11 protein-coding genes are annotated in these 12,035 nt (G+C 39.8%); all 11 read right to left on the bottom strand.

The genetic code is table 11. The features are described from left to right. Nucleotides 1–101: 101 nt before the first annotated feature. Nucleotides 102–1,319, bottom strand: coding sequence for an ROK family protein (locus tag BCU68_RS01785; RefSeq protein ID WP_102563064.1), 1,218 nt, complete (start codon nt 1,317–1,319; stop codon nt 102–104). 335 nt (nt 1,320–1,654) lie between these two features. Continuing rightward, a complete protein-coding gene (locus BCU68_RS01790; protein ID WP_102563065.1) occupies nt 1,655–2,776 on the bottom strand; it encodes a patatin-like phospholipase family protein in 1,122 nt (373 codons plus the stop codon). Nucleotides 2,777–2,824: 48 nt separating this feature from the next. Beyond that, a complete protein-coding gene (locus BCU68_RS01795) occupies nt 2,825–2,914 on the bottom strand; it encodes a YnhF family membrane protein (RefSeq protein WP_102563066.1) in 90 nt (29 codons plus the stop codon). A gap of 215 nt (nt 2,915–3,129) precedes the next feature. After that, complete coding sequence (locus BCU68_RS01800) at nt 3,130–3,462, bottom strand: PBPRA1643 family SWIM/SEC-C metal-binding motif protein (protein ID WP_102563067.1); 333 nt, start codon at nt 3,460–3,462, stop codon at nt 3,130–3,132. A 97-nt stretch (nt 3,463–3,559) separates the two neighbouring features. Beyond that, nucleotides 3,560–5,605 carry a methyl-accepting chemotaxis protein gene (locus BCU68_RS01805; protein WP_102563068.1) on the bottom strand — a complete coding sequence of 682 codons (2,046 nt, stop codon included), beginning with the start codon at nt 5,603–5,605 and terminating at the stop codon, nt 3,560–3,562. A 315-nt stretch (nt 5,606–5,920) separates the two neighbouring features. Further along, nucleotides 5,921–7,354, bottom strand: a complete 1,434-nt coding sequence (gene ptsG / locus BCU68_RS01810; RefSeq protein ID WP_102563069.1) for a PTS glucose transporter subunit IIBC — start codon at nt 7,352–7,354, stop codon at nt 5,921–5,923. A gap of 451 nt (nt 7,355–7,805) precedes the next feature. Continuing rightward, nucleotides 7,806–8,576, bottom strand: a complete 771-nt coding sequence (locus BCU68_RS01815; RefSeq protein ID WP_102563070.1) for a YchF/TatD family DNA exonuclease — start codon at nt 8,574–8,576, stop codon at nt 7,806–7,808. Further along, nucleotides 8,567–9,532 carry a DNA polymerase III subunit delta' gene (gene holB / locus BCU68_RS01820; protein ID WP_102563071.1) on the bottom strand — a complete coding sequence of 322 codons (966 nt, stop codon included), beginning with the start codon at nt 9,530–9,532 and terminating at the stop codon, nt 8,567–8,569. Before holB ends, BCU68_RS01815 begins: the two co-directional genes overlap by 10 nt. Nucleotides 9,533–9,541: 9 nt before the next feature. Continuing rightward, on the bottom strand, nt 9,542–10,171 hold the full coding sequence (tmk, locus tag BCU68_RS01825) for a dTMP kinase (RefSeq protein WP_102563072.1): 630 nt from the start codon (nt 10,169–10,171) through the stop codon (nt 9,542–9,544). After that, nucleotides 10,168–11,184, bottom strand: a complete 1,017-nt coding sequence (gene mltG / locus BCU68_RS01830; protein WP_102563073.1) for an endolytic transglycosylase MltG — start codon at nt 11,182–11,184, stop codon at nt 10,168–10,170. The genes tmk and mltG overlap by 4 nt, the downstream gene beginning before the upstream one ends. After that, nucleotides 11,181–11,984: an aminodeoxychorismate lyase gene (gene pabC / locus BCU68_RS01835; RefSeq protein WP_102563074.1), complete on the bottom strand. Its 804-nt coding sequence runs from the start codon at nt 11,982–11,984 to the stop codon at nt 11,181–11,183. The genes mltG and pabC overlap by 4 nt, the downstream gene beginning before the upstream one ends. Nucleotides 11,985–12,035 lie beyond the last annotated feature (51 nt).

Consider the following 12,035-nt stretch of genomic DNA (forward strand, 5'->3'; position numbering starts at 1 on the left):
TTAATTGAAGCAATTAATATCCTTATAAGATCAGCATCTTACCTATTTTTTCACTGTAATTGGAGTATAAATCGCAACGACTGCACCAAACTGAGAGCCAACTAACCTTCTATAACTTTCATTAATAGCAAACCATCGTACAGCGCTTGCTTCACCAGCGCAGCCCCTGGCATCGTAGCTTGCTTATAAAAACGGGATTCAACGAGTTCTAAATCTTGATGATAAACGGCTAAACTTTGCTCTTCTATACAAGACTGAATCGCTGGATAGAGTACATTTTTTGCCTGATTAATTACGCCACCAATTAATATTTTCTCTGGATTAAATAGATTAATCACAATCGCAATAGCTGAACCAAGGTAACGCCCTAATTTTTCGATGACATCAACCGACAAAGGATCGCCTTGTGCTGCCGCTAAGCATACATCTTCAATGCTAATGCTCTCATGAGATTCCAGTATTGAAGACTCACCTTGCAAAATACGCTGCGTCACTTCTTCGCGAATCGCTTTTGAGCTTGCAACCGTTTCTAAACAACCTCGATTACCGCAATCACATAGCTTACCATTAGGATCAATTTGAATATGACCAAGCTCACCGATGTTTCCGTGTCGCCCCTGTAGTACTCGACCGTCTAAAATAATGCCTGCACCAAGTCCATGGTGAATCGATATCAGCACTGAATTATCATTATTTTGCGAGTTGCCAAATAACTTTTCAGCAAGCGCCCACGCCCTAGTGTCATTGGCAATAAAAACGGGCAGGCCTGTTGCTTGATGAATCTCTGGTCCAAGCTGTAAGTTTTTAACATTATAATGTGGCATTTGCAGTACGAGCCCTTGCTCAGAATTAACTAAGCCAGGTAACGCAATCGCAATACTTGTTAATCGATCTAACTGCTCAGAATAAGCTTGAAAGAAATCTTCTATTTCATATAACAAGCGAGCAAGTAGATCGTCTTGATCTCGTTCATGGATTTCAATTTTTGTATCGATTAAGACATCACCACCAAGCTCATGCAAAGCGATAATCAAGTAACCACGCCCAAGGCGCATAGACAAAAACTGCCACCCTTCATTATGGGTTTGTAAACCAACAGCCGGACGCCCTCGAGAAATACTTTCTTGGACCACTGTCTCGTGGATGAGGTGGGCTTCAATTAGCTCACGTGTGATTTTCGTGATACTCGCAGGTGCCAACGCACTTAGCTTTGACAAATCAATACGAGAGATGGGACCAAAATGGTCTATTAATTTATATACACGACCAGCATTGACCTGTTTGATATGATCAATATGGCCCGGTTGAGCCATGTACATGTTACACTCCAAAAATCAATAACCTGATGATTTTTTTACTTTGCGAAGTAATTGTGAAGTCACTTAGCATATCGCCGTGATCTGCATCACGAAGATTACGCTTTGAAAGTGATAATTCAACTTAAATCTAATGATAAAAGATAGGAAGAAGCTCTTATTTATTTGAGAAAATTAAGAATCCTCTTTATTAGGTAGCACCATACCATTAAGCGAGTTATGTTCGAGTAAATTAGTAATAAAAGTGCATTTGATTACACAGAATTGAATATCTATCGCAAAATCAAGATATTAATTTCGTATCTCTAAATTATATTTTTAAACAGAGACGTAGGTTTTTATTCAACGTTTTTTGTATACCAATCAACAAATCGGTATCCAGCAATTAAACCTTGCTCATAATCAAAAATAAGCTCGTCTTCATCACTTAAAAGTGACGTTGATTTCAAAGGCTCATCTGGAGCAATTTGCAAAACAAATACATCATCAGGTGGCTTAGCTAAAAAATCCAATGTTAATGAATACGTTTGGTAATGGACCATCAGCATGTCCGCTAAACTTGCATCGAAACTATCACCAAATAGATGTCCTAAGCGATAAATATCATCCGCACCAAATAACCAGCGCCCCCCATTTAAACGCGTTAACTTTTTCTTATCTGATTCTTGATACTTTACTTGAGACCACTTTTCTTGAATAAAATCAGACCAATTATCGCGCCACTGATCTAGCTTCATTTGCCACTGGTCGGTCAAAAGGGTCGACTCTTGCGGTTGCCGATTCAAAGTAATAGAGTCACTTTTCTCATCCGATAATACCGCTATCGGTTCAGTACGAATTACAATGATCGATCTCGACCCTCGCCGCCAAGCCTCTTGAACAGGGATAGAAGCCGATACACCACCATCAACATAGTTGCGCCCTGCTATACTCACTTCGCCATCATATAGGCGTGGTATAGCGCACGTAGCGAGCATGACATCGTACCAGTTGGGCTTGAGCATTGATAAGTAGTGGTCTGAGAAATGATTGGCATCAGTAACGGCAGCAAAAGCCTTACGCTTACCTAATACTCGATGGCCTAAGTCTAAATCTAACTTATAAGGATAATTGGTGATGCTATCTAACGCCCAATTCAAATCCATAAATTGCTTTTTACGAATATAGGAAAATAGATTAAAAAAGTGCGAGGATGTCGTTAAATCGACTATGAATGCTTTACCTAAACCGGGCTGTCTACATAAATAACCACAAACATTAAGAGCACCTGCTGATGTACCATAAAACTCATCAAATGGATCAAAATTTGATAGTAAAAAAGCATCTAGCACACCGGAGGTAAAAATACCTCTTTGCCCTCCCCCTTGTGCAACAAGTGATATCTTTCCATGCGAGTATTTTGCAAAATCAATAGCATCAATTAATTGTGCTTTATTGGTGATATACCCAGAATTATTCATACAACTCCAATGTGAAAAATAGTGAGTTGACAGGTTCTGATAGCAAAGTTAGTGAGTAATGACAATCAAACCATATGCGAATAAAATACTAAATGTGCCGGCAATAATGCTTAAAGCTATTTTAAGATCGGTTTCCATAATCGTGCTCCTTCGTACAACCTGCTCTACTATTAGGCAAGTTTGTCAATGCAACAATAAATTAATAACAGGTGTCTAATTAATGTTCAAGTTATCACTACTTCTAACCTGTCAATATAAAGTAATCATCACATTTTCTGACCGAACAAAAAAATACCGATATTAATTTATAATATCGGCACTCAGACGTAATATGTCAAATTATCGCAGTGTACTTATGCACAACACTTTTTGTATTTTTTGCCACTTCCACAAGAACAAGGATCATTGCGGTTAGGTGTTTTTTCAAAATGTGTTGGTTGTGGTTTATTTAATAGCGTCTCTAGCTCTAAAGTATTTTCATCGCTCTCGGCATCAATCGTGATGCTCGCGATAATGTTATGCTCTGCTAATACTTTTTCAACTTCTTGTTGACGCTCTTCGCTCTTTACCTGAACTGAAATCGGTGCTTCTTCTGTACCTAATTTCACATCACGGTTCACGTTATAGCCGGATAAAACATGGTTCTGACGTGTTTCAATACGGCCTTTAAAAAACATTTTTGACATGGTTTGATTTCTCGTAAGTTTGCAGCTTATGCATAATTAGCGCGATTATACGTGTTCTGCCTCACGGATAAAGCCTAAAAATGAATGCCTGAATAAATTACGATACTTTATGTAAGATATATTTATGCAACATTGCCTGTTGATGTCCTGATATATCAGCAACCTGCTCTGTATTTTCAACCATAGAATCTAGCTGTAACTTCGTATTTTCACCTTGGTCAGAAACCAATGTTATTGACTGAGATACTTCTTCTGTTGCTGATTTTTGCTGTTCTGTTGCAACCGATATATGTTCAACCTGCTCACGAATATGATTTACGATTTGGTTAATTTCAGTAAATGTCTCTGTGACTTCATCACTAGAGTGCAATGCGTTCGTCATCTCTTCACGTGAATCACGCACAGCTTGACGCGATTTTTCAGCGGCAATAACAAGCTCATTCATTCTCTCACTAATATTCGTGGTCTGCAGAGAAGTATCACTAGCCAGTTTACGTACTTCATCAGCAACAACGGCAAAACCTCGACCTTGACTACCCGCTCGGGCGGCTTCAATCGCTGCGTTTAGTGCCAGCAGATTGGTGTTATCCGCAATACCACGGATCATATCTACCATTTCTCGAATTTGTTTAACACGCTGATCTAACTCTTGCATTGATAGCTCATTAAGATCGAGTGCTTCTTCTAAAGATTTTAAACGCTGACGGTTACCATCGATAACCTGTGCACCCTTAAGCGTTTTTTCTGTTGCTGTTTGGCTCTCATCACAACAGTCATTTGTTACTATAGCAATCTCTTTAATCGATGCTTCTAGCTCTACCACTGTTGATATCATGTTGGATAGTGCCGTATTTTGCAGCTGTAAACTTTGATTGGATTGTTCAGCTGCATCATGATTAATTTCTGCCGTTTGGTATAACAATTCACAATTACGAGTCACACTCGAAACCGAATCGTGTGTAGAACTAATCACTTGATTGAGCTTATGAGCAATCTCTTTTAACTCAAAAGGACCAATCAATGGCACTTGACCACGATAATCATGCTCAACCAATAGCGATAGTCGCTGCATGATATTACTTAAGCCTTTTTTAACCCATAACCTTAAACTGAACCAAGAGATCAAGATCACCATAACCATCACCAAACAGCCAATAAGTATGGTGGTACTTAATGTACTAATAGTGCTATTCACCACTGCTTCACTTTGATGGATTAGCTGTACCGCTGAGTTGGAAATATTTCTCAATATTTCAATTGTTTCATGCGCTACGATTGTTGCCTGCTCGAGTTCTTGGCGTTGAATGATGCTTTGATCTAGTTTCTCTAAGATCATCATAATCACACCATCGGATCCAAATCCATCTTGAACCATCTCATAAGGCGCAGTCAGACTGGCAAACTCAACGATATCAGGATGCCAATCTTTAAAATCATCATACGCTAATTGAATACCAGCGATACGATTACGCATTTCACGATATTCTCGATCTGCTTTTGTTTTATCATCTTGCATCATTAATGTGAGAAATGAGCTTTCCAATGAACTAGCAGAGGCAATAAAGCGATTCGCTGCATCACTTGATTGAGGGTTTTGAGCGGCTAAAAAAGAACTAATTCGATTCATTTCAGGACCAATAGAGCTCAGTCCATAGCGAAAGCCGGTAACGGCTTGATTAATATCTTGCTGAATCGCAATAACATTTGATTGTTTGGTAATAATTGAATGCGTGAGCTGTAAGAGAGTCTGGATATTATCCGTTAAGGCATGCTGTTGAGGTACGCTAATCACACCGTTGAAATGCTCAGCGATAGTGGCAACACTTTCCACCAATGTTTCTGTCTGTGATGCAAGCGTGGCAATATCTGCTTCAACCGAATTAAGTGCCTCGGCCTCTTGCAATTGAATACCATAGTTAAGTAATTTTACTTGCTCTAAAATGTTTTCAGTAAGAGCACTGTTTGTCATCGCAAGTGGTAAGGCATTTTGAGATAAGTCATCAAATTGGTCACCAACTTGATTAATACCACGAAAGCTTGCCATTGAGACCCCAATAGCCAATAGAGTAATGGTAAGTAGAGTAAGGCTAATTGCTTGGATTAATGAGAGAGACCACTGTTGCTTATTCTTTCGGTATGTCATAAAAAACCATCACAGAGTCTCAAGTTGCTTAAAACGAGACATGAAAAGATGGTTATGAATGTTAACCAAGAATGATGACAGTTTTATTTCACTCATTAGAAATTAATACTGTATGCCTTTATTTTTTAATCACTTAGAGTGGAAATGAGAGTAATATTTGGTAAGTGATGGGTAGAGTGACGCCTAAACATAGATTTAATACATCAAATTAGTGATTTAATGCATTTGTAGTTTCAGTCTATGTAACCTCGTAGCTGAAAACTAAAAAAGGAGACCATTGGCCTCCTTTTGTTCATTTTGATAAGGTCTGTAAGTTTAGCCGTTATTACGGATCCACTCATCCATATCTGTTTTTAAGTTATCTGATTTAGTACCAAAGATAGCTTGAACACCACCAGATACCACAACCACACCAGCGGCACCTAATTGCTTAAGTTTTGCTTGGTCAACAACTTCTGTATCAGCAACAGAAACACGTAGACGAGTAATACAAGCATCTAGGTTTGTGATATTCGCTTTACCACCGAAGGCAGCGACAAGCTCACCCGCAAGCTCAGAACCTGTGCTTGTTGATGCAGCTTCATCTGATTCATCTTCACGACCTGGCGTTTTTAAATCCATAGCTAGAATGACACCACGGAATACAAAGTAGTAAATCGCTGCATAAACTAAACCAACACCAACCATCAACATCATTTTCTGAGCGTTGCCAGAAAGAACGATAAAGTCAATTAAACCGTGCGAGAAAGAAGTACCGTGAACAAAACCAAGTGTGTTAGCAACAACGTATGCTGAACCTGCTAGCAATGCGTGGATTGCGTATAATACAGGTGCGACAAACAAGAATGAGAATTCAATTGGTTCTGTAATACCCGTCAAGAATGACGTTAGCGCTGCAGAAACCATAATACCCATAACTTTCGCGCGGTTTTCTGGCTTAGCACAATGTGCCATAGCAATAGCAGCAGCTGGAAGACCAAACATCTTGAACATGTAACCACCAGATAATTGACCGAAGCCATTACCAGCGATACGTGATGCTTCATCAGCCACTAGGTAACAAGTTAAGATACCATTTTGAGGTTCGCCAGCAGCGTTTACACAAGAACCTGCTTCAAAGAAGAAAGGCACGTTCCATACATGATGAAGACCAAAAGGAATCAATGAACGTTCGATAACACCGTAGATACCGAAAGCTAACTGTGGATTCTGTTCTGCAGCCCAGTGAGAGAAAGTACCAATCGCTGCGCCAACTGGAGGCCAAATGATAGAAAGTAAGATACCAAGACCAATGGATAAAAAGCCTGTAATAATTGGTACCGCACGTTTACCGGCAAAAAATCCTAGATATTCTGGTAGCTGAATTTTAAAGAAACGGTTAAATGACCAAGCAGCAACACCACCAACAAGGATGCCACCAAGCACACCAGTATCGATAGACTCTACGCCCATAACGCCAGCCATAACTGACAAGGTGGCAGTCATAATACCGTAACCAACGATTGCAGCAAGACCTGCAACACCGTCGTTATTGGTAAAGCCTAAAGCAACACCAACTGCAAATAGCAATGCCATTTGACCGAATACTGAGCCACCAGCTTGTTCCATTAGATTAGAAACAATTTCTGGTATGAAAGATAGATCGGCAGCACCAACCCCTAACAAAATACCTGCAACTGGAAGTACTGATACTGGTAGCATCAGCGACTTACCAACTTTTTGCAGCTGGGCAAAAAGGTTCTTAAACATATTTATGCTCCTGATTAATTTTTAGAATTGTTTGAGAGCTAACGACATACCCCCGTAGTCATAATATTAGCACTCATAAAAAATGTAACTAGCTATTGCAGTACATTTTCAGCCACTAAATATATAGTGTTGCTACCCTAACATTCCAGTAGCTTATGAAAATTAGTTTCAAAATTCGTTATAGATCACATACACTCATTAGATAAAACCTATCACTAACCAACAAAAAAACATTATAAAACAACACCATAATCATAAAAGGAATTAATTTCACTGCTAAAATAAAATACACTCTAATGTTAATTACTGAAACAAAATTACATCTGTGTATTTATTCACCTTTACCTTCAACATATTTAGTAAATACTAAAAACAATCAATCAATATGTTTCTAATGTTAAAGATAAATACTTTTTAGCTCTCTTTTTATACACGTAATTATGATAGTTGATTATTGTCGCAAAAAAAGATCTTGATAGTTTGCTGTTGTCACTTTACCGACTTCAGCAAGAGACAACCCCTTTAACTGAGCAATATATGCAGCAACCTCGACAACATAAGCCGGTTGATTTTCACTACCCCGATGAGGAATAGGGGCAAGATAAGGTGAGTCTGTTTCTATCAATAAGCGCTCTAAAGGAAGTTGTTTTACCACTTCTTTTAACTCTTTTGCTTGCTTAAAAGTCACAATACCTGAAATAGAGATGTAAAAACCTAGCTCCATTGCTGCTTGTGCAAATGCCAGATCTTCAGTAAAACAGTGAATCACTCCGCCACACTTCTCTGCTCTCCCCTCACGTAAAATACTTAATGTATCTTCACGTGCTTGGCGAGTATGGATAATTAATGGCTTATTCAATTTCACTGCTAATTCTACATGTTGTTTAAAACGTGTTTTTTGCAGTTCTGCAGTTTCAGGTTGATAGTGGTAATCGAGCCCAGTTTCACCAATTGCAACAACCTTAGGGTGACGGGCATGTTCATATAAACGCTCTAAAGAAAATTCACTCTCTACATCTAAAGGATGCACGCCACACGAAGCGTGTACATTATCATGCGGTGCGATCATGTCGATCATCGCAGGAAAAGCTTCAAGCGTAACGCCAACAGAAAGTAACTGCTTTACATTTGCCTTCATGGCTTTTTCGATAACATCTTCAACACCAGTGTGAACATCATCATAATTAAGTTTGTCTAAATGACAGTGTGAGTCTACGAACATATGACCTCTTGGGACTGTAAAATCCAATTAGTAACAATTAGCTCAGCATTTAAACCAGCATAAGTGGATAACTGTGCTATGACCTCCAACAAAAGAGAGGTTACTTGATACGTTTGTGTATAATTTATAACCTGTGCCAGTGATTTAGCTCCAGGCATCAAATAATCATCTCGTAAGCCAAAATGATATTTTTGAGTATCTATTAATAAGTGACAAAGCCAATTTAGCTTAACTTCAACATCACTGGAAACCTCATTCCATAAAGTAGTCGGCATGATGACACCCTGCTGGAGCTGTTCGATAAAAACTCGCTCCAATTGGGTATATTGGCTTATTTCACCGTCTTCTACTAACGCTAAGGTATGCAGTGGTGAATGGTTAGCCAAACTAGCCGCAAAGCTTGGCACTGTTTTTGTCGTTTGAGCTTGAGCCCACTGGTGCACAACATCAGTTTGAGGTTGTGGGATATGCCACTGCTGGCAGCGGCTCACAATGGTTGGTAATAGTTTATCCATCTGGTGTGCCACTAACAAAAACAAACACTGAGCCCCCGGCTCTTCGAGTGTTTTCAACAGTGCGTTAGAAGCCGATTCATTCATGGCTTCTGCTGGCTCAATAATGATCAAACGGTAGCCATTAAGATGTGACTTACCCTGAGCTAATTGATTCGCTTGTCTAATTTGATCAACCGTAATTCCTTTACCTAGTTTCTCTGGCTTTATCCAATGCACATCTGGATGACTATGAGATTTCATTAAATCGCAGCTATGACAAAAACCACACGCTTCGCTTGGATAATTACGACACATCACAGCTTGTGAGAACTGTTCAAGTAGTTTATCTACTCCCATCCCTTGCGCAGCATGAAGTAGCATCGAACCAGATAAACGATCCTGATCTAAATTCTGTTTCCAGCTCTCCCATGTAGGAAGTAGCCAAGGGTACAGTTTTGTCATTCTTTAACCTTATCTTTGTAGCCAGTTAGCAAGTGCTGCCTTGATATCACTTGCAACAGCATCAACCGTTTGCTCAGCGTTAATCACAATAACACTCTCATCTTGAGCTGCAATTTCAAGGTAACGAGCACGAGAGCGATCAAAAAAGCTGATATCCATTTTCTCGATGCGATCTAACTCTCCTCGCCCTCTTGCACGCTCAAGACCAATACGAGGATCTAAATCAAGATACAGTGTCAGATCTGGACGAAAACCACCTAAGGTTGTCTGTTTTAACTGACTCATAGTTTCATGAGCGATTTGGCGTCCACCACCTTGATATGCCTGTGAAGACATGTCATGACGATCACCAACAACCCACTGCTGATTCAACAGTGCTGGTTTTATAACATTTTCAACTAACTGAACACGAGCTGCGTACATCAATAGAAGCTCTGTCATATCCTGCAGAACTTCTCCTTGGTGCTCTTCTTTCACCAATGAGCGCATCTTTTCAGCTAATACTGTTCCGCCAGGTTCACGAGTCTTAACGATATCGGTAATACCAACTTGGTTTAGAGTGTCTAATATTGCATTGATGGCTGTGCTCTTACCGGCACCTTCTAACCCTTCAATAACTATAAATTTTGCTTTATTCATCGGTTTTTTCTTAATTCTTTTAAGTAAGCGCGTACTGCGCGATTATGTTCTGCGAGTGTTTTAGAGAACACATGTCCCCCTTTACCACTAGCAACAAAATAGAAATATGGACTATCTTCAGGATGCAATGCTGCATGAATCGATTCTCGACCAGCCATGGCAATCGGTGTTGGCGGTAACCCTGACATGGTATAGGTATTATATGGCGTTGGCGTTCTTAGATCCTTTTTACGAATGTTGCCCTCGTAACTATCTCCCATGCCGTAAATAACGGTAGGATCTGTTTGCAGACGCATACCAATATTTAAACGATTAATAAACACTGAAGATACGCGCTCACGCTCTGCAGCTACGCCTGTTTCTTTCTCAATAATAGAGGCTAATATGAGTGCTTCATAGGCATTGTTAAGTGGTAGCCCTTGCGCTTTTTCTTGCCACTCTTGCTCTAAAACGGTATTTAACTTTTGATGCGCGCGCTTGAGGAGATCTAAATCTGTCGTACCTAGAGTAAAGTAGTAAGTTTCTGCGAGAAATAAACCCTCTAACTTCTCCTGATCGCTACCGATGAGTTGAGCAATCTCTTTTTCACTGACATCATTGAGTGTATGACGTAAATATTTATCTTGCTGCAACTGTACAAGCCACTCGCTAAAACGACTGCCTTCCACAAAAGTAATAGAAAACTGGTGCTCTTTGCCTTCAATCAAAGCCAGTAAAGCCTGCTCAAAGGTTAAGCCTTGCTCTAATTGGAAAGTGCCTGCCTTTAGTTGTGTTAGCTCTGGTCGCAATTTCGGTATAAGGCGAAGATAAGGAGAAGCCTCAAGCCACTCATTATCGGTTAACTGCTTAACGACACTATTAAAACTACTTCCTGCTGAAATCGTAATAATCTCATCATGTACATTTGTTAAAGGGGTTGCTAGGTAACTTTTAGCTTGATTCAAAGTGTAAAAAGCCGCGCCTGCGAGCAAAATAAGAAGAAAAGATATAGCGATGAAAATTTTTTTTATCACGAGTTAAGAATTCCTTGCAGTGCCTTGGTATGAGGCCCAATTGAGTAATAAGATGTCTGTATCGCTGTTATAGGGGCTACGCCAAGAATTGAATTAGTCATAAATACCTCTTCACTATCAAGCAGGTGTTCAAAAGTATACTGACCTTCTTTAACGATTAAGCCCAGTAAATCCGCCTTTTTCAGAACTTGTTTTCGCATCACGCCTGCAACGCCAGATTGATCCAACGCAGGAGTATATAATATATTGCCACAAGTCCAAAAAATGTTTGCCATGGTGGTTTCAATAACATGGTGATTAATATCGAGCACAATACCATCCACTTCACCCTGTTGATCCATTTCGGCTTTGAGTAATACCTGCTCCAGACGGTTATTGTGTTTGTGGCCAGCTAGCATAGGGACAAGTCCTAATCTCTGCTGACAAACACCAAGTTTAACCCCTGAGTGTTGCCAAGATAAATAGTGTTGAGGATATTCAAAGGCTGAGATAGTCACCACTGGCGACCCAACGCCTTTAAAGCTATAACCTCGCCCACCCTGCCCTCGGCTAATATGTAGCTTTATACCGGCAAGAGACGACGATGATACCGCTTTATCTAACCAGATTTTTACCTTAGTCCAATCCAGAGCCGGCATTGCTAATACCGCAAGACAAGCATCGACTCTTTGCTGGTGCTGTTCAAAAAGATCAATCTGCCCGTCTCTTGTTTGCATCGTTGTAAAACAACCATCACCATACTGAAATGAGCGATCACTTAATTCTAATTGCTTGGTACGCTCTCCATTTACCCAGTACATTCCATTTACCTAAAAAATAAAAAACGGCTCAATGCTAAGCATTGAACCGTT

It is taken from the genome of Vibrio sp. 10N.286.49.B3, assembly GCF_002873395.1.
Classification (GTDB): domain Bacteria; phylum Pseudomonadota; class Gammaproteobacteria; order Enterobacterales; family Vibrionaceae; genus Vibrio.

Bases quoted from the DNA above. Each gene is read 5' to 3' on its own strand.
- BCU68_RS01795 (WP_102563066.1), bottom strand. From the start codon at position 2,914: ATGGAAACCGATCTTAAAATAGCTTTAAGCATTATTGCCGGCACATTT.
- BCU68_RS01790 (WP_102563065.1), bottom strand. From the start codon at position 2,776: ATGAATAATTCTGGGTATATCACCAATAAAGCACAATTAATTGATGCT.
- holB (WP_102563071.1), bottom strand. From the start codon at position 9,532: ATGACAAAACTGTACCCTTGGCTACTTCCTACATGGGAGAGCTGGAAA.
- pabC (WP_102563074.1), bottom strand. From the start codon at position 11,984: ATGTACTGGGTAAATGGAGAGCGTACCAAGCAATTAGAATTAAGTGAT.
- ptsG (WP_102563069.1), bottom strand. From the start codon at position 7,354: ATGTTTAAGAACCTTTTTGCCCAGCTGCAAAAAGTTGGTAAGTCGCTG.
- BCU68_RS01815 (WP_102563070.1), bottom strand. From the start codon at position 8,576: ATGTTCGTAGACTCACACTGTCATTTAGACAAACTTAATTATGATGAT.
- BCU68_RS01805 (WP_102563068.1), bottom strand. From the start codon at position 5,605: ATGACATACCGAAAGAATAAGCAACAGTGGTCTCTCTCATTAATCCAA.
- tmk (WP_102563072.1), bottom strand. From the start codon at position 10,171: ATGAATAAAGCAAAATTTATAGTTATTGAAGGGTTAGAAGGTGCCGGT.
- BCU68_RS01800 (WP_102563067.1), bottom strand. From the start codon at position 3,462: ATGTCAAAAATGTTTTTTAAAGGCCGTATTGAAACACGTCAGAACCAT.
- BCU68_RS01785 (WP_102563064.1), bottom strand. From the start codon at position 1,319: ATGTACATGGCTCAACCGGGCCATATTGATCATATCAAACAGGTCAAT.